The sequence below is a fragment of the Amycolatopsis sp. NPDC049688 genome, from assembly GCF_040674975.1.
Lineage (GTDB): Bacteria > Actinomycetota > Actinomycetes > Mycobacteriales > Pseudonocardiaceae > Amycolatopsis.
In genome coordinates, this window is record NZ_JBFANY010000017.1 from 1 (window position 1) to 17463 (window position 17463).

Consider the following 17463-nt stretch of genomic DNA (forward strand, 5'->3'; position numbering starts at 1 on the left):
TTACCATAGATCGTTGTCTCCTCCTTGCCTCTCTTACCCGCGGCGCTTTGGGGGGGGTCTGGCGGACCCCCCCCCCCCCCCCCCCACACCGGGTGTTTGAGCCGGAGTCAGGAGTTCTGGCCCGGCATGGCGATCGCGACCGGCTTCTCGCCGGCCTCCGAGCGCCAGGGCGTGCCACGGCGGGAGGCGGCGACCAGCGCGTGCAGGGCCGTCGTGCGCAGGCCCGCGTCGTCGGTGTGGTTCACCACCGCCAGCCAGGCCGACGCGCAGTCCGCCTCGGCCGTCGCCACCACCTGTGACGCCGACTTCGCGTCCGTCACCGGGTTCTTCGGCACGTACGCGGCCTCCGGCGCGACCGGCGTCGCCCCGGCCGCCGAGAGCATCGTCTGCAGGAGGTCACGGCGCAGGGCGTGCTCCGCCGCGCCGCTCTTCTCGGCGTCGCCGAAGTCGCCCGGCAGGAAGGCGCTGACCAGCCCGTACACCCAGACCGCCGCGTGCTCGGCGGCCAGCGCCCCCTGCAGCGGGTCCACCGCCTCCGGTGGCACCGCACCGGAGGCCGCGGCCGGCGGCTTCGGGGCGTCCTCGCCGGGGCCGAGCGCCGGGGCGGTGCGCTGCAGCGCCGCGCAGCCCGCCGCCACCGCGGCGACCAGCCCGGCGCGGTAGCGCGGCAGCCCGGGCACCAGGTCTTCGGCCTGCTTGCGCGCGGCTGCCAGCCGGTCTTTGAGGTCGCCCAGCGCCGCGGGCGCCGGAGGCGCCGGTGACGGCGACGGCGTGGGCCGGTTCAGCCGGTCCACTTCGGACTTCAGGGCGGCCGCGTGTGCCGCGCGCGCGTCGGCGAGCTGGCCGGCGGCGTCGGCGTCCGCGCCCTTGGCCAGCGCCCGCGCGGCGTCGGCGTCCGCACGGGCGGCGGCCAGCAGCGGCTGCAGCGGATCGGGGCTTTCGTCGTAGCCCGGCCCGCAGGCGGCGAGGGGAACGGCCAGTGCGGCCAGCGCCCCCGCGCGGAGGGCGGTCCGGCGGGTCAGCTCGGTCGGTCTTCCGGTCACGCCGCCCCATCCTGCCAGGCCCCGGGGCGGCCCCGCCGCTCGCGCGGGCCGAGCGGGCGACCGGATAAGCTGGTCCACCACCGACCGCGCAACCGAGGAGAGCCCCACGTGCCAGGAGAACTCGCCAGCCGGCTTCAGCCGATAGTGGCCGAAGCCGTCACCGCCGCGGGTTTCGACCTCGACTCGTTCGAGGTGCAGCAGGCCGGCCGGCGGCAGCTGGTCAAGGTCGTCGTCGACGCCGACGACGGGGTCGGGCTGGACGAGGTCGCCGAGGTCAGCCGCAAGGTTTCGGCGGCTCTCGACGAGAACGACCACGTGCTGGCGAGCGCCTACACGCTGGAGGTCACCTCGCCGGGGCTCGACCGCCCGCTCACCCAGGCCCGGCACTGGCGGCGCGCGCGGTTCCGGTTGGTCAAGGTCACCCCGGCCGACGGCGCGGCGTTCATCGGCCGGGTCGGCCACGCGGGCGAGTCCGCCGCCCGCGTCCTCGAAGGCGGCAAGATCCGCGACGTCCGCTACGCCGACGTGGCGAAGGCGGTCGTGGAGATCGAGTTCAAGCAGCCGCCCGCCGAGGACCTGAAACTGCTCGAAGACGACGCGTCCGGCTTGATCGCGGCCGAGACGGAGAAGGGGTCGAAGTGAACGTCGACATCGCCGCGCTGCGGGCGATCGAACGGGACAAGGACATCCCCTTCGAAACGGTGATCGAGGCCATCGAGACGGCCTTGCTCACCGCGTACAAGCACACCGAGGGCCACCAGCCGCACGCCCGCATCGACATCGACCGCAAGACGGGCCTGGTGCGCGTGCTCGCGCACACGCTGACCCACGACGGCCAGGTCGACGAGGAGTGGGACGACACACCCGAGGGCTTCGGCCGGATCGCCGCCACCACCGCGCGCCAGGTCATCCTGCAGCGGCTGCGCGACGCCGAGCACGAGAAGACCTTCGGCGAGTTCTCCACCAAGGAGGGCGAGATCGTCGCCGGCGTCATCCAGCGCGACGCCCGCGCGAACGCGCGCGGCATGGTCGTGGTCCAGGTGGGTGACACCGAGGGCGTGCTGCCGTCCGGCGAGCAGGTCGCCGGGGAGTCCTACGAGCACGGCAGCCGGATCAAGGCGTACGTGGTCACGGTCTCGCGCAGCAACCGCGGCCCGCAGATCACGCTCTCGCGCTCGCACCCGAACCTGGTGCGCAAGCTGTTCGCGCTCGAGGTGCCGGAGATCGCCGACGGGACGGTCGAGATCGCCGCCGTGGCGCGCGAGCCCGGGCACCGCACGAAGATCGCGGTCAAGTCGACCGTGCCGGGCGTCAACGCCAAGGGCGCCTGCATCGGCCCGGTCGGCGCGCGCGTGCGCAACGTGATGAGCGAGCTGGCCGGCGAGAAGATCGACATCATCGACTACTCCGAGGATCCGGCCCGCTTCGTCGGGAATGCGCTGTCGCCCGCGAAGGTTGTTTCCGTACGAGTCGTGGACGAGCGGGCGAAGACCGCCCGCGTCGTGGTGCCGGACTTCCAGCTGTCGCTGGCGATCGGCAAGGAGGGCCAGAACGCCCGCCTCGCCGCCCGCCTGACCGGCTGGCGGATCGACATCCGCAGCGACGCCGCACCGGCGGACGACGAGGGTGATCAAGACCACGCCCGTCCGTCGCGGCCCGCCGCGACAACCGGTTCGGCTGAGTGAAGGTCGAAGCGCTAGACTCAGGAGTGGTTCGAAGCCCGCGGCGGGTAGCCGAGCACCAGCCCCACCGGAATTCCCCGGTGCGGACTTGTGTCGGCTGCAAGCGGCGGGCATTGATCGGTGAGCTGCTGCGCGTGGTCGCGGTGGCCGGGCGGGTGGTCGTCGACGAACGTCGGCGGCTGCCGGGCCGGGGGGCTTGGCTGCACCCCGACCCGGACTGCCTGGCCAAGGCCGAACGGCGGCGAGCCTTCCCGAGGGCCCTGCGGGCTCCCGGGGCGCTCGACGCCCGCGAGGTCCGCGAGCACGTCGGGCGCACCACCCCGCACCACGAACCCGGGATGTCCCCGGGGTCGCGAGGAAGCAAGGAAGCAGGTCGACCCGTCATGAGTCAGCCGTGAAGCTGAAGCCATGAGCGTCAGACAATAAGGACGAGGTCAGCGGGTTTTCCGCCTGGCCTCCCCTAGATGAGGAGAGTTGTGCCAGGCAAGGCCCGCGTACACGAGCTCGCGAAGGAGCTCGGCATCACCAGCAAGGACGTGCTCGCGAAGTTGAAGGAACAGGGCGAGTTCGTCAAGTCCGCGTCGTCCACGGTCGAGGCGCCCGTCGCCCGCCGTCTCCGCGACGCGTATGCGCCCAAGGGCGCCAAGAAGCCCACCCCCGGTCCGTCGGCGCGCCCCGGGCCGCCGGCCGCCAAGCCCGGGCCCGCCGCCCCGAAGCCCCCCGCGCCTGCCCAGCAGGCTCCGGCGGCCCAGGCGGCTCCGGCTCCGTCGGTCCAGGCGGCTCCGGCCGCACCCCAGCAGCAGGCGCCCGCGGCGGCGAAGCCGGCCACCCCGGGGCAGCGCCCCGGTCCGCGGCCCGGCCCGCGTCAGCAGCCCGCCGCGCCCGCACCCCAGCAGCAGGTCCCGGCCGCCAAAGCCGAGGCTCCGGCCGCTCCGAAGCAGGACACCCCGGCCGCGCCCGCCCAGGGCACCGGTTCGGTCGTCCCGCCGAAGCCGCAGGGCCCCAAGCCCGGCGGTCCCAAGCCCGGCCCGCGCACGCCGCGCGTCGGCAACAACCCGTTCGGCGTCGGTTCCGGCGCCCCGGCCCCGCGTCCGCAGGCCCCGCGCCCCGGTGGCGGCCAGGGCGGCGACAACCGGCCCCCGCGTCCCGGCGGTGGCGCCGGCGGTGACCGTCCGGCCCCGCGGCCGGGTGGTGGCGCCGGTGGCAACCGGCCGAGCCCGGGCAACATGCCCCCGCGGCCGAACCCCGGCATGATGCCGGGCCGCACGCAGCGTCCCGCCGGTCCCGGTGGCGGCGCCCGCGGTGGCCCCGGTGGCGGTGCCCGTGGCGGCCCCGGTGGCGGCGGTCGTCCCGGTGGCGGCGGCGGTTTCCGCGGCGGTCCCGGTGGCGGTGGCGGCGGCGGTGGCTTCCGCGGCGGCCCCGGTGGCGGCGGCGGTGGCGGCGGCTTCCGCCCGGGTGGCGGCGGTCCCGGTGGGGGCGGCGCCCCGGCCGGTGGCGGCGGCTTCCGCGGTGGCGGCGGCGGCCGTGGCGGCCCCGGTGGCCGTGGCGGTACCGCGGGTGCCTTCGGGCGCCCCGGTGGTCCCTCGCGCAAGGGCCGCAAGTCGAAGCGGCAGAAGCGCCAGGAGTACATGGACAACATGCAGGCGCCCAGCGTCGGCGGCGTCCGCCTGCCCAAGGGCCAGGGCGAGACGATCCGGCTGCCGCGCGGTGCCTCGCTGACCGACTTCGCCGAGAAGATCGACGCCAACCCGGCTTCGCTGGTGCAGGTGCTCTTCCACCTCGGCGAGATGGTCACCGCGACGCAGTCGGTGTCGGACGACATCCTCGAGCTGCTCGGCGGCGAAATGAACTACAACGTTCAGGTCGTCAGCCCCGAGGAGGAGGACCGCGAACTCCTGGAGACCTTCGACATCACGTATGGCGAAGACTCCGGCGAGGAAGAGGACCTGCAGGTCCGGCCGCCCGTCGTGACCATCATGGGTCACGTCGACCACGGTAAGACCCGCCTGCTCGACACGATCCGGAAGACGAAGGTCCGCGAGAGCGAGGCCGGCGGCATCACGCAGCACATCGGTGCGTACCAGATCGAGACCGAGCTCGAGGGCAACCCGCGCCTGATCACCTTCATCGACACCCCGGGTCACGAGGCGTTCACCGCCATGCGTGCCCGTGGTGCGAACTCGACCGACATCGCGGTGATCGTGGTGGCGGCCGACGACGGTGTGATGCCGCAGACGGTCGAGGCGATCAACCACGCGCAGGCCGCCAAGGCCCCGATCGTGGTCGCGATCAACAAGATCGACAAGGAAGGCGCGAACCCGGACAAGATCCGGCAGCAGCTGACCGAGTACGGCCTGGTCGCCGAGGAGTACGGCGGCGACACGATGTTCGTCGAGATCTCCGCGCGGCAGAACATCAACATCGACGGCCTGCTCGAGGCGATCCTGCTGACCGCGGACGCCGCTCTGGACCTCCGGGCCAACCCGGACATGGAGGCCCAGGGTGTCGCGATCGAGGCGCACCTCGACCGCGGCCGCGGCCCGGTGGCCACCGTCCTGGTCCAGCGCGGCACGCTGCGCGTCGGTGACTCGGTCGTGGCGGGTGACGCCTACGGCCGCGTCCGCCGGATGGTCGACGAGCACAACGTCGACGTCACCGAGGCGCTGCCCTCGCGTCCGGTCCAGGTCATCGGCTTCACGTCGGTGCCCGGCGCGGGCGACACCTTCCTGGTGGTCGACGAGGACCGCGTCGCCCGGCAGATCGCCGAGCGCCGGTCGGCTCGCACGCGGAACGCGCTCAACGCGTCGCGCCGCAAGCGGGTCAGCCTCGAGGACCTCGACTCCGCCTTGAAGGAGACGAACAGCCTCAACCTGATCATCAAGGGTGACAACTCGGGTACGGTCGAGGCCCTCGAAGCCTCGCTGCTCCAGCTGGACGTCGGCGACGAGGTCGAGCTGAACGTGGTCCACCGCGGTGTCGGTGGCGTGACCGAGTCGGACATCGACCTGGCGACCGCGTCCGACGCGATCGTCCTCGGGTTCAACGTCCGCGCCCAGGGCAAGGCGACCGAGCGGGCCACCCGCGAGGGCGTCGACGTCCGGTACTACACGGTCATCTACCAGGCGATCGACGAGATCGAGCAGGCCCTCAAGGGCATGCTCAAGCCGGAGTACGAAGAGGTCGAGCTGGGCCGCGCGGAGGTTCGCGAGGTCTTCAAGTCCTCCAAGATCGGCACGATCGCGGGTTGCCTGGTCATGTCCGGCGAGATCCGGCGCAACGCCAAGGCGCGTCTGCTCCGCGACGGCACCGTCGTGGCGGAGAACCTGCCGATCAGCTCGCTGCGGCGGTTCAAGGACGACGTGGTCGAGGTCCGCGAGGGCTACGAGTGCGGTCTGACGCTCGGTTCGTACGGCGACATCAAGGTCGACGACGTGATCGAGACGTACGAGCAGCGCGAAAAGCCCCGCGCGTAAGGAAGTCCGGCACCGGGTGTGCGTTCTCGCGCACACCCGGTGTCTCCCTACTACACACCAAAACTGCCTATGTTCGTCGGAGCTCTCGAGCTCGACATCCTGCTCGGCGACGTCCATTCGCTGAAGCAGAAGCGATCCGTGGTTCGTCCGGTGCTGGCCGAGGTGCGCAAGCGCTTCGCTGTGTCGGTGGCCGAAGCCGGGCACGCCGACCTGCATCGCCGGACCCTCATCGGGGTGGCCGTGGTCGCCGAAGGTGGCGAGCACGTCCGGGACGTGCTCGACTCGTGTGAGCGGTACGTGGCGAGCCGGCCGGAGTTCGAACTGCTCTCCGCGCGCCGCCGGCTGCTCGGACCGGACGATTAGATTTCCCTAGGAGAACGACATGGCCGATCCTGCTCGGGCCCGCAAGCTCGCCAAGCGGATCTCGCAGATCGTCGCGTCGGCGATCGAGCACGAGGTCAAGGACCCCCGGCTGGACTACGTGACCATCACGGACACAAAGGTCACCGGCGACCTGCACGACGCGACGGTGTACTACACGGTCCTCGGCGAGAAGCTGGACTCCGTCCCGGACTTCGCCGGTGCGGCGGCCGCCCTCGAATCGGCGCGCGGCGTGCTGCGCACGAAGGTCGGGCAGGGCACCGGCGTCCGCTACACGCCGACGCTGACGTTCGTCGCGGACACCATCCCCGAAGAGTCGAAGCGCATCGAGGACCTCCTCGCGAAGGCCCGTGAGGCCGACGCGGAGGTCGCGCGCCGCGCGGCCGAGGCCCAGCACGCGGGCGACGCCGACCCGTACAAGGCCCCGCGCGAAGAAGTGGACGAAGACGAGTTCGCGGAGGAGGAGAGCCGGGGCTGACCCGTGCTTTCCCGCCGCGGCCTGCTCGCCGGCAGCGCACTGGCGCTGCTGGCGGGCTGCTCGGCTGCCGAGCCCCCGCCCGGCCCGCCGGCGGTGCCGCCACCGTCCCGGCCGACGGCGCCGCCCGGGCCGGTGACAGTCCAGCGTCTGCGCTCGGCGGCCCGCGGCACCGACGTCGACCTGGTGCTGATCACGCCTGAAGGCGTCCCGGCCGCGGGCTTGCCCGTGTGCCTGGCCCTGCACGGCCGCGGCGCCCGGGCTCGCACGTTCCTCCAGCTGGGCGTGCCGGACCTGCTGACGGCGGCGGTCCGCGCGGGCACCCCACCGTTCGCCGTCGCGGCGATCGACGGCGACCACTACTGGGTGAACGTCGGTGGCGACGACGACCCGCAGCGCATGCTCACCGACGAGGTCCCGGGCTGGCTGGCCGCCCGCGACCTGCGTCCGCCGTCGGCGGTGTTCGGCATTTCCATGGGCGGCTTCGGCGCGCTGCGGTTCGCTCGGGCGCACCCGGACCTCAAGGCGGTGGCCACGGCGAGCGCGGCGCTGTTCGTCAGCTGGCCGGACGCCCGCAGCCGCAAGGTCTTCGCGGACGAGGCCAACTGGCGGGATTCCGAACCGTTGCTGCACACCGCCGATCTGCGCCCCGGAGCGTTGGGCGTGTGGTGCGGCGAGTCGGACCCGTTCCTGGGCGCGGACCGCCGGCTGGTGAAGGCGGTTTCGCCCACGGTGTCCCGGTTTTCCCCGGGCGGGCACGACGACGAATACTGGCGGGGCGTACTGCCGGAAGTCCTGAAGTTCGTGGGGGAGCGCCTGTCGTGACCGAGGTGTCCCAAGCCGTCTGGACCGACGCCGACTTCGCGCAGATGGGCTGGCACGACTGCCGCGTCCACGCGGCCGCCCTCGTCGAGGACGACGACGACCTCCCGCCGGGCCGGCTGCTGCTGGACCTGGACTATATCGTCCGCTGGGTCGAGCCGGCCCGGCGCCGGAAGCACTTCACGTTCTGGATCGCCCCGGCGACCTTGGTGTTCGACCAGGCGTGGGACATCACCGGCACCCTCGGCCCCTGTACGGCGGCCTGGAGGCCGCAGGCGTTCGCCCAGGGCGCCGATGCCGGGCAGACTGCTCCGATGGTCTCCGAATACGCCCAGGGGACCGCCATCGAGACCAGGTGGGCCGCGACGCTCGACCGGGCGAGGCTGCTGCCCGAGGGCAAACTGCACGAGCGCGTCGACGGCGAGTGGTCGTTCGGCGAGACGCAACGGCACCTGCTGTTCGCCTCCGATGCCTGGCTCGGCAACGCCGTGCTCGAGGAGGAAGCGCCCTACCACTCGCTGGGCCTGCCCGCCGGGGGAATGCCGCCCGAGGACGCGGCGAAGCTCGGCCTCACCCTCGAAGCCACTCCGACGCTCGACGAGGTGCTCGCGCCGAGACTCGCCCGCATGGCCGCGATGCGGCGGGTCGTCGGCGGGCTCACCCCGGCCGGACTCGACCGGGTCTGCGGTCGCAAGCCGGCCGACCCGTATCCCGACGAGGAGTACGTCGTGCGCCGCTGCCTCAAGGTGGTGCTGAAGGAAGAAGCCGAGCACCACCGTTACGCCACCCGCGACCTTGCGGTGCTCGAGGCAGGCCAGCCCTAACGCCGGGCGAACAGGATCGCCGACGGCACCTCGGCTTCCGGCCTCAGCAGCCATTCCGCTTCCACGGTGAACCCGGCTTCCCGCACCCGCCGCGCCAGCCACCACGGCTGCCGGAGGTGCACGTCGACCCGCATCGGGTGCCCGCCGTAGCCCTCGGTTTTGCGCCGCGTGCCCGCGCCGACGTGGTAGCCGATCATGAGCACCCCGCCCGGCCGCAGCACGCGGTGGAAGTGGCCCAGCGCCACCGGCACCGATTCGTCCGGGACGTGGATCAGCGACCAGGACGCCAGGACGCCAGCGACCGACGCCTCGGGCAGGGCGAGGTCGGTCATCGAGCCCACCTCGAACCGCAGTTCCGGGTGCGACCGGCGGGCGAGGTCGATCATGCCCGGTGAGAGGTCGATGCCGGAGGCGCCGACGCCCAGCGAAGCCAGGTACGCCGTGAAGTGCCCCGGGCCGCAGCCGACGTCCACCGCCGGCCCGTCGACCTGCGACGCGAACAGCGTCAGCGCCGCCCGGAGATACGGCTGCTTCTCGAGGGCGTCGGACACGAACTCGGCGTAACTCGACGCCACCGTGTCGTAGGACGTGGCCGTGTCCGCGAGCCAGGTCATCGCGGACGCAGGCCGTCGAGGACCAGGGCGAGCCCGCGCCGCCAGTCCGGCGCCGCGGACGCCGCCGCGAACACCACCGCGAAGTCCACGAGCCGGAAGTCGGGCCGCAGCACCCCCGCGTCCTGGGCACGCGACACGATCCGCTGCATCCGGGAAGCGTTGGCCTGCTTGGCCTTCTCCAGCCCCGACGCCGGGTCGAACGCCCGCGAGCACACCTGGGTGAAGCCGCGGTCGGAAACCTGCATCTGCACCGAACGTTCGACGAACAGGACGAAACCGTCCCACGGGTCTTCGCACGCGAGGGCTTCCGCCAAGACGCCCTCGGCTTCCTGCAGCGTCGGCAGGAAAGCGGCTTCGACGAGGTCCGCCCGCGTCGGGAACCGGTTGTAGAGGGTGCCGATCGCGACCCCGGCGCGGCGGGCGATCTCGTCGAGCGGGGCGTCGACACCCTTGGCGCGGAACACTTCCCGTGCCGCCGCGACCAGCGCTTCCCGGTTGCGGCGGGCGTCCGCGCGCAGCGGGCGTTGCTCGACGGTCACAGTCCGCGAGTATAGCCGTGTACGCCTGAGCGGCCCGCCTGGTTGCCTCCTGATCGGAACCTCACAGTGCCCGCTTCGCGCGCCCGCCGGGAGCACAATGGGACCAGCGGGGGTGAACCCGCACCGAGGCCGCCACCGAGGGAGGTCGGCACCCATGCACTCCGATCTCTCCCCGTCCGGCCGCACCGGAGTCCTCCTGGTCGGCACCCGCGGGCAGCGGGGCCCCGGGGAGGTGCTGATCAGGATCAGGGGTGGCCTGGAAACCTTCCTTGCCTGGTCCGACACGGAGCTGCCGAAGGGCACGACCGTCCTGGTCGTGGAAACCCGGGGCCGGCGCACGGTCGACGTCGTGGCGTGGGACGCCTCGGATCCTGCTTCCTAGTTCGCAGAAGGACAGTCGATGTTCGGTTATCGTGTGCCGGCTCCCAACGAGGCGATGCTGATCTCCGGGGGCAAGAACAGCAAGGGCGCGTCGCCGTTCCGGGTGGTCACCGGCCACGGTGCGTTCGTCATGCCCGTCTTCCGGAAAGTCCGGTTCCTCACGCTCGCGATGTGCGAGGCGGAGGTGACCGAAGTGTGCGTCACCAAGCAGGCCATCGCCCTGACGGTCCGCGCGGTGATCGCGTTCAAGGTCGGCAACGACACCGAGAGCATCGTCAACGCCGGCCAGCGGTTCCTCTCCGACCAGGACCAGATGTCCGTGCTGACCGGCCGGATCTTCGCCGGCCACCTGCGGTCCATCATCGGGTCGATGACCGTCGAGGAGATCATCACCGAGCGGCAGAAGCTCGCCACCGAGGTGCTCGACGGCTCGGCGGTGGAGATGGCGAAGATCGGCCTCACCGTCGACGCCCTGCAGATCCAGTCGATCGACGACATGAAGCTCGGCTACATCGCCGCGATGGCCGCGCCGCACAACGCGGCCATCCAGCGGGACGCCCAGATCGCCCAGGCGGTCGCGAACAAGACCGCGGCGGAAGCCGAGCAGGAGTCGCAGCGGACGCAGGCCGAGTACGCCCGGCAGACGTCGATCGTGCAGGCGCAGTACCGCGCCGAGGTCGAAGCGGCGCAGGCCGAGGCGGCTCAGGCCGGCCCGCTCGCGCAGGCGAAGGCGCAGCAGGAGGTCATCGACGCGCGCACCGAGCTGGCCCAGCGCGAAGCCGAGCTGCGGCAGCAGCAGCTCGTGGCCGAGGTGATCAAGCCGGCCGACGCCGAAGCCGAGCGGATCCGCATCCTGGCGGTCGCCGAGGCGGAGAAGATGCGCATCCAGGCGGAGGCGGCCGCGTCGCACAACCGCGTCGCGCTCGACCGGATGCTCATCGACCAGCTGCCGCAGATCGTCAAGGAAGCCGGCCGGGGGCTGTCGGGGGCGAACGTCAACATCCTCAACGGCGCCGACGGCCTCGGCGAGATGGCCGCCGGGCTCGTCGGCCAGGGACTGTCCATTCTGGACTCGGTGAAGCGCGGCCTGAGCACGCCGCCCGCGCCCGCCGGTGCGCCGGCGGAGAACGGCCAGGCCCCGGCGGAACTCACGCAGTAGCGTTCCGGGAAGCGGGTTTCACCGCGACGACCAGGTCGCGCAGGATGGCCTGGTCGACGCGGTGGGCGAACTCGTCCCACGGCCCGCCTTCGCGCACGTCCAGCCCGGCCTTGCGGAGCACCTCGACGAGCTCCTCTCGCGGCAGCACCGTCGTGTTCCACGAGATGCCGAGCGCCCCGCCGGGCCGCAGCACCCGCGTCCACACCGGAACGGCCGCCGCGAGCAGGTCGCGCGGGCTGCGCTGCAGACCGGCTTCGCGGTGGCTGCCGTGCTGGACGCCGTACGGCGCATCGGTGACGATCACGTCGAACGAGTTCGCCCGCAGCACCTCGTCGGTGGTCAGCGTGTCGGCGTTGAAGTAGGTGAGCTTGCGCGTGTCGCCCGCTTTGTACGCTTCCTTGTCCAGCGCGTACTCGATGTCGAGGCGGCGGCCGAGCCGGACCTTGTTGCGCCGCAGCTGTCCCGACTCGGCGGTGTGCTTCACGCGCTTGTTCCGCAGCCACGTCTTGATGAACGCCTCGTAGGCCTCGAAGTCCTTGGCGTCGACGTCCAGGCCGGTCGCGTGCAGGCCGTACATCATCGCCTGGTTGAGCGTGGTGCCGCGGCCGCACAACGGGTCGAGCAGGTACTTCGGCCGGTCCGAGAACGGGTCCGCGGCCGCCATCAGCGTGACGTTCACCAGGAGCTTGGTGAACAGCTCGTTCGTCTTGCCCGCGTACTTCTGGATGGTCAGCAGGTCCGAGTCGGCCTTCGCCAGCGGTGTCACCTGCACCGGACGGAGGACGCCGTCACCCAGCTCGAACAGCGCATACAGCGACGAGAGGTTCGACAGCAGCGCGAGGTCGCGCCCGTCCAGGGGCGCCGAGCTGGTGAACCGGACGTAGCCGACGCCGCCGAGCTCGACCTCCTCGATCGCGGACAGCTCGGCGGCCAGGCCCGCGCCGAACACCGCCAGCTCGGCGCGCAGCAGCGCGGGGGCGGAGGCGGCGTAGACCCGGTTGGCCGAGGGGTAGACCAGCATCGCGTACTCAGGCATCCCGCAGAGCGTAGCGTGACGCACCGTGACCCCTACTTTGGCGCAGGACATCCGGGACGCCGCGGCGCTGCTCGCGTCGGCGGCCGACGTGACGGTGCTCGGGCACGTCCGGCCCGACGCGGACGCGCTGGGCAGCGCGCTCGCCCTCGGCCGGGCGCTGCGGCAGCGCGGCGCGAAGGTGCGCGTCTCCTTCGGCGAGCCGGACGAAGCGCCGGAGACGCTGCGGTGGCTCGACGACGACGGCCTGCTGACGCACCCGGACGCCCTGCCGGACACCGACGGGCTGCTCGTCTGCGTCGACACGCCGACGCCGAAGCGGCTCGGCCGGCTCGCCGGGCGCGTCGAACTCGCCGGTGCGGTACTGGTGATCGACCACCACGCGACCAACACGTTCTACGGCACCTGCCACGTCGTCGACGAGCGCGCCGAGGCCAGCGCCGTCCTCGTGTTCCGGATCCTCGAGGAGCTGGGTGCCGCGCTGGACGAGCCGATCGCGCGCGGGCTCTACGCGGGGATCGTCACGGACACGAGCGGGTTCCGCCGGGCGAGCCCGGACACGCACCGGATGGCGGCCCGGCTGCTGGAGGCGGGGGTGGACCCGGAAGCGGTGGTGCGGCGGATCGTCGACGAGCGCCCGTTTTCGTGGCTGCCGATGCTGTCGTCAGTGCTGCGCGAGGCCCGGCTTGAGCCGGAAGCCGCGCAGGGCCGGGGTTTCGTGCACGCGGTGGTTCCCGTCGAAGCCGCGCGCACGGTCCGCGGCGAAGAGGTCGAGTCGGTCATCGACGTCGTCCGCTCGGTGCGCGAGGCGGCCGTCGCGGCGGTGCTCAAACAGGACCCGGCGCAGCCCGGGCAGTGGCAGATCTCGTTGCGCAGCATCGGCATCGACGTCTCGGCGGTGGCGGCGGAGTTCGGCGGCGGCGGGCACCGGCAGGCCGCGGGCTGCACCATCGCGGGCTCGGCCGACGAGGTCGTCGCGGGGCTGCGGGAGGCGCTGGAGCGGGCGCCGCTGCTGTGAGCGGGGCTTCCCTTCGGCCGGAACCTGTCGGTGGCGGCGGTTAGAGTCCGGTTCGTGGTGAATGTGGAGGAGACCGAGCGGGTTCCGGCGAAGCGCGTGCTGGGCCTGGCCGTGCCCGCGCTGGGGGTGCTGGCCGCCGAGCCGCTGTACGTGCTGGTCGACACGGCCGTGGTCGGTCACCTCGACGCGCTGTCGCTGGCCGGGCTCGCGCTCGGCGGCGTCGTGCTGGCCCAGGTGTCGAGCCAGCTGACGTTCCTGTCGTACGGCACGACGTCCCGCACCGCGCGGCTGCACGGCGCCGGCCGCCGGGCCGACGCGGTCCGCGAAGGCGTCCAGGCCACGTGGCTGGCGGTGTTCGTCGGGCTCGTCGTGCTGGCCGCGGGCCAGCTGCTGGCCTGGCCGGTCGCGCGGGTGCTGTCGGGCAGTGACGAGATCGCGTCGGCCGCCGTGTCGTGGGTGCGGATCGCGCTGTTCGGAGCGCCGTTCATCCTGGTCACGATGGCCGGCAACGGCTGGATGCGCGGGGTGCAGGACGCCGCGAAGCCGCTGCGGTACGTGCTGGCCGGCAACGGGATCTCGGCCGTGCTGTGCCCGGTGCTCGTGTACTGGGCCGGGCTCGGCCTGGAGGGTTCGGCGATCGCGAACGTCGCCGCGCAGGTGATCTCGGCGTCCCTGTTCTTCGCCGCGCTGGTGCGCGAGAAGGCGGGGCTGCGGCCCGACTTCAAGGTGATGCTCGCCCAGCTCGGCCTGGGCCGCGACCTGGTGCTGCGCAGCCTGGCGTTCCAGGCGTGCTTCATCTCGGCGGCCGCGGTGGCGGCCCGGACGTCGACCGAGGCGGTCGGGGCGCACCAGGTGGTGCTGCAGCTGTGGACGTTCCTCGCGCTGGTGCTGGACTCGGTGGCGATCGCCGCGCAGTCGCTGGTCGGGGCCGCGCTGGGGGCGGGCTCGGCGCGGCAGGCGCGCGGGGTGGCGTCCCAGATCACCGGGTACGGGCTGCTGATGGGGTGCTTCCTGGGTGTGCTGTTCGCGGCGCTGTCGTGGGTGCTGCCGCACGCGTTCACGTCCGACCCGGGCGTCCTGGCGGAGATCCCGCACGCCTGGTGGTTCTTCGTGGCCCTCCAGCCGATCGCGGGGGTCGTCTTCGCCCTGGACGGCGTGCTGCTGGGCGCGGGCGACGCGGCCTTCCTCCGCAACGCGACCCTCGGCAGCGCGGCGCTGGGCTTCCTCCCGCTGATCTGGGCGTCCCTCGGCTTCGGCTGGGGCCTGACGGGCATCTGGACCGGCCTCTCCCTCTTCATGCTCCTCCGCCTGGCCGCGGTCCTGGCCCGCTGGCGCTCCGGAAACTGGGCCGTGACCGGCGCCACCCGCCCCGCGTGATGCCCCTCCGATCACGCGAGATGCCTCCCCGATCACGCGTGATGCCCCGCTGAGCACGGGTGATGCCCGTTACCTGTGGGGAAAACCACCCGTCCCACGGCTATGGATCGTGGTTGCTTAGGCGATACAAGTAGTAGGGACGGCAGCGTGGGCGTCCTGCGCCCCGAACTCGCCCCACCCTGGAGGAACCTGTGCCCGCCACCGGCCGTGCCACCGCCCGGTCCTGGCTGATCTGGCTCGCCGCCGTCACCGTCTACCTCCTCGCCGTCTTCCACCGGACGTCGTTCGGGGTCGCCGGGCTGCAGGCCGCCGAGCGCTTCGGCGTCGGCGCGGCCGCGCTCGGCACCTTCACCGTCCTGCAGGTCGGCGTGTACGCCGCGATGCAGATCCCGACCGGCGTCCTGGTCGACCGCTACGGTCCGCGCCGCGTCCTCACCGTCGCCGTGCTGGTCCTCGGCGCCGGTCAGCTCCTGCTCGGCGTGGCCCACTCCTACGGTCTCGGCCTGCTCGCCCGCGGCGTCCTCGGCCTCGGCGACGCGCTCACCTTCGTCAGCGTCCTGCGCCTGGTCGCGGCCCACTTCCCGGGCCGCCAGTACGCACTCCTGACGTCGTTCACCGCCGCCGTCGGCTACATCGGCAACCTCGCCGCGACCGTCCCGCTGGCCCTCGTCCTCGACAGCGCCGGCTGGACCCCGACCTTCCTCGCCGTCGGCGCCGTCACCGTCCTGTACACCCTGGTCGTGACGCTCCGGGTCCGTGACGTCCCGGCGGGCGAACAGCCGCCCGTCCGCGAAGCCGTCCGCCCGCGCGAGCTCGCCGGCCAGGTCGCCGAGGCCTGGCGGACGCCGGGGACGCGCCTGGGCTTCTGGGTCCACTTCAGCACGATGTTCGCCCCGAACGCCCTGACGCTGCTCTGGGGCGTCCCGTGGCTGGTGCAGGGCCAGGGCCAGTCGAAGGCGACGGCGAGCGCGATGCTCACGGTGTTCGTCTTCGGGTCGATGGCGGGCGGCCCGCTGCTCGGTGGCCTGATCGGACGGCGTCCGTCGCTGCGGATGCCGCTGGTCGGCGGCTACATCGGCGGGGCCGCGCTGGTCTGGGCGGTGCTGCTGGGCTGGCCGGGCCGGGTGCCGCTGCCGGTGCTGGTGCCCGCGTTCGCCTTCCTCGCCCTCGGCGGCCCGGCGTCGATGATCGGCTTCGCGCTGGCCCGCGACTACAACCCCCTCAGCCGCGTCGGCACGGCGACCGGCGTGGTCAACGTCGGCGGCTTCGTGGCGACGACGTTCGCCGCGCTCGCGGTCGGCGTGCTCCTGCAGTGGACGGGCGGCAGCTTCCGGCTGTCGCTGCTGGCGCTGGTCGCGGTGCTGGCCTTCGGCACGTTCCGGATGCTCGTGTGGTGGCGCCGCACCCGCACCCACCTGTTCCTCGCCGAGGCCCGCGGCGAGGAGCTCCCGGTGCGCATCACCCGCCGCCGCTGGGACGCGGCTCTCCCGGAGACGCCGATCGTCGCGGCCTGACCGGCGCCGGCGCCACCGCGGACGCCCGCCGCTTGCAGGCAGGCACGCCCGCGGCAACCTCGCCGCTCGTGGGCAGGCGGCCCGCGGCGACCCCGCCGTTCTCGGGCGGCCAGCGCCCGCGCGATCAGTGCCGCCCGGCCGGGCGGCCGCTTCCCGCTCGGCGGCCAGCCGAGCGGCCTGATCGATTCGCGACCAGCGGCCGATAGGGTTTGCCGCGTGTCGAGCCCGAAACCGCCCCGCCGCCCCGCCCCGCCTCCCGGCCTGCTCATCGTCGACAAGCCCGCCGGCATGACGTCGCACGACGTCGTCGCCCGTGCGCGGCGGATCATGGGCACCCGCAAGGTCGGGCACGCCGGCACGCTCGACCCGATGGCCACCGGCGTCCTGGTGCTCGGCATCGAGCGCGCCACCAAGCTGCTCGGCCACCTGGCCCTGGACCGCAAGACCTACCTGGCCACCCTCAGCCTCGGCAGCAGCACCACCACCGACGACGCCGAGGGTGAAGTCCTCACCACGGCGGACACGGAACACACCACCGACGAAGACATCGCCAAGGGCGTCGGAAAGCTCACCGGCGACATCCAGCAGGTGCCCAGCGCGGTCAGCGCGGTCAAGATCGACGGCAAGCGCGCCTACGCCAGGGTCCGCGCCGGCGAGGACGTCGTCATCCCGGCCCGCCCGGTCACCGTCTACCGCTTCGACGTCCTCGGCATCCGGCACGAGGACGACCACATCGAGGTCGACGCCGTCGTCGAGTGCTCCTCCGGCACCTACGTCCGCGCGCTCGCCCGCGACCTCGGCGCCGACCTCGGCGTCGGCGGCCACCTGCAGGCCCTCCGGCGCACCACCGTCGGCCCCTTCACCCTCGCCAAGGCGAGGACCCTCGACCAGCTCGAAGAGCAGCCCGAACTGAGCCTCGACCTCGACGCCGCCGTCGCCGCCGCGTTCCCGCGCCGCGACCTCGACGCCGCCACGGCCAAGGCGGTCCGCCACGGCCAGCGCATCCCGGCGGCGGGCATCGAAGGCACCTACGGGCTCTTCGGGCCCGACGGCCGGGTGCTCGCCCTGGCCGCCGACGAACAAGGCGTGTCCCGCGCGGTTGTCGTGTTGCTGCCCGCCTAGGGTGGG

18 protein-coding genes are annotated in these 17463 nt (G+C 72.9%); 14 read left to right on the forward strand and 4 right to left on the reverse strand.

Translation table 11 applies throughout. The features are described from left to right. Positions 1 to 107: 107 nt before the first annotated feature. A complete protein-coding gene (locus tag AB0J55_RS36870) occupies positions 108 to 1043 on the reverse strand; it encodes a ferritin-like domain-containing protein (RefSeq protein WP_364259584.1) in 936 nt (311 codons plus the stop codon). 108 nt (positions 1044 to 1151) lie between these two features. Here AB0J55_RS36870 and rimP point away from each other — a divergent pair, with 108 nt between their 5' ends. The 8 genes from rimP (at position 1152) to AB0J55_RS36910 (ending at position 8700) form a co-directional block, all read left to right on the forward strand. Next, on the forward strand, positions 1152 to 1685 hold the full coding sequence (rimP, locus tag AB0J55_RS36875) for a ribosome maturation factor RimP (protein WP_364259587.1): 534 nt from the start codon (positions 1152 to 1154) through the stop codon (positions 1683 to 1685). Beyond that, a complete protein-coding gene (gene nusA, locus AB0J55_RS36880; RefSeq protein ID WP_364259590.1) occupies positions 1682 to 2728 on the forward strand; it encodes a transcription termination factor NusA in 1047 nt (348 codons plus the stop codon). Before rimP ends, nusA begins: the two co-directional genes overlap by 4 nt. Before the next feature lie 77 nt (positions 2729 to 2805). Next, complete coding sequence (locus tag AB0J55_RS36885) at positions 2806 to 3123, forward strand: YlxR family protein (RefSeq protein WP_364259593.1); 318 nt, start codon at positions 2806 to 2808, stop codon at positions 3121 to 3123. A 78-nt stretch (positions 3124 to 3201) separates the two neighbouring features. Further along, positions 3202 to 6198 carry a translation initiation factor IF-2 gene (infB, locus tag AB0J55_RS36890; protein ID WP_364259596.1) on the forward strand — a complete coding sequence of 999 codons (2997 nt, stop codon included), beginning with the start codon at positions 3202 to 3204 and terminating at the stop codon, positions 6196 to 6198. A 69-nt stretch (positions 6199 to 6267) separates the two neighbouring features. Then, complete coding sequence (locus AB0J55_RS36895; protein ID WP_091315631.1) at positions 6268 to 6561, forward strand: DUF503 domain-containing protein; 294 nt, start codon at positions 6268 to 6270, stop codon at positions 6559 to 6561. Between the two features lie 19 nt (positions 6562 to 6580). After that, on the forward strand, positions 6581 to 7057 hold the full coding sequence (gene rbfA, locus AB0J55_RS36900) for a 30S ribosome-binding factor RbfA (protein ID WP_364259600.1): 477 nt from the start codon (positions 6581 to 6583) through the stop codon (positions 7055 to 7057). A 3-nt stretch (positions 7058 to 7060) separates the two neighbouring features. Then, positions 7061 to 7879: an alpha/beta hydrolase-fold protein gene (locus AB0J55_RS36905; RefSeq protein WP_364259603.1), complete on the forward strand. Its 819-nt coding sequence runs from the start codon at positions 7061 to 7063 to the stop codon at positions 7877 to 7879. Further along, on the forward strand, positions 7876 to 8700 hold the full coding sequence (locus AB0J55_RS36910; RefSeq protein ID WP_364259606.1) for a DinB family protein: 825 nt from the start codon (positions 7876 to 7878) through the stop codon (positions 8698 to 8700). Before AB0J55_RS36905 ends, AB0J55_RS36910 begins: the two co-directional genes overlap by 4 nt. On the opposite strand, the gene AB0J55_RS36915 is transcribed toward AB0J55_RS36910, so the two are convergent. Continuing rightward, the gene (locus AB0J55_RS36915) at positions 8697 to 9314 is read right to left on the reverse strand and encodes a class I SAM-dependent methyltransferase (protein WP_364259609.1); all 618 of its coding nucleotides are present in this window, start codon (positions 9312 to 9314) and stop codon (positions 8697 to 8699) included. The genes AB0J55_RS36910 and AB0J55_RS36915 overlap by 4 nt on opposite strands. After that, complete coding sequence (locus tag AB0J55_RS36920; RefSeq protein WP_364259612.1) at positions 9311 to 9853, reverse strand: helix-turn-helix domain-containing protein; 543 nt, start codon at positions 9851 to 9853, stop codon at positions 9311 to 9313. The genes AB0J55_RS36915 and AB0J55_RS36920 overlap by 4 nt, the downstream gene beginning before the upstream one ends. A 154-nt stretch (positions 9854 to 10007) precedes the next feature. On the opposite strand from AB0J55_RS36920, the gene AB0J55_RS36925 reads away from it, so the two are divergent. Together AB0J55_RS36925 and AB0J55_RS36930 are read left to right on the forward strand one after the other, a co-directional pair. Beyond that, positions 10008 to 10235 carry a hypothetical protein gene (locus AB0J55_RS36925; RefSeq protein ID WP_003084005.1) on the forward strand — a complete coding sequence of 76 codons (228 nt, stop codon included), beginning with the start codon at positions 10008 to 10010 and terminating at the stop codon, positions 10233 to 10235. Between the two features lie 18 nt (positions 10236 to 10253). Then, positions 10254 to 11393, forward strand: a complete 1140-nt coding sequence (locus AB0J55_RS36930) for an SPFH domain-containing protein (RefSeq protein WP_364259615.1) — start codon at positions 10254 to 10256, stop codon at positions 11391 to 11393. Here the strand turns inward: AB0J55_RS36930 and AB0J55_RS36935 are convergent. Then, the gene (locus AB0J55_RS36935; protein WP_364259618.1) at positions 11383 to 12429 is read right to left on the reverse strand and encodes an SAM-dependent methyltransferase; all 1047 of its coding nucleotides are present in this window, start codon (positions 12427 to 12429) and stop codon (positions 11383 to 11385) included. The two genes, AB0J55_RS36930 and AB0J55_RS36935, sit on opposite strands and share 11 nt — an antisense overlap. Before the next feature lie 25 nt (positions 12430 to 12454). Here AB0J55_RS36935 and AB0J55_RS36940 point away from each other — a divergent pair, with 25 nt between their 5' ends. From AB0J55_RS36940 to truB, 4 genes are all read left to right on the forward strand, one after another. Beyond that, on the forward strand, positions 12455 to 13444 hold the full coding sequence (locus AB0J55_RS36940; RefSeq protein ID WP_364259621.1) for a bifunctional oligoribonuclease/PAP phosphatase NrnA: 990 nt from the start codon (positions 12455 to 12457) through the stop codon (positions 13442 to 13444). Positions 13445 to 13501: 57 nt separating this feature from the next. Further along, the gene (locus tag AB0J55_RS36945; RefSeq protein ID WP_364260165.1) at positions 13502 to 14821 is read left to right on the forward strand and encodes an MATE family efflux transporter; all 1320 of its coding nucleotides are present in this window, start codon (positions 13502 to 13504) and stop codon (positions 14819 to 14821) included. Between the two features lie 191 nt (positions 14822 to 15012). After that, entirely contained in the window at positions 15013 to 16335 is a 1323-nt protein-coding gene (locus AB0J55_RS36950) for an MFS transporter (RefSeq protein WP_364259624.1), read from the forward strand. A 216-nt stretch (positions 16336 to 16551) separates the two neighbouring features. Further along, positions 16552 to 17457 carry a tRNA pseudouridine(55) synthase TruB gene (truB, locus tag AB0J55_RS36955; RefSeq protein ID WP_364259627.1) on the forward strand — a complete coding sequence of 302 codons (906 nt, stop codon included), beginning with the start codon at positions 16552 to 16554 and terminating at the stop codon, positions 17455 to 17457. Positions 17458 to 17463: the final 6 nt, after the last annotated feature.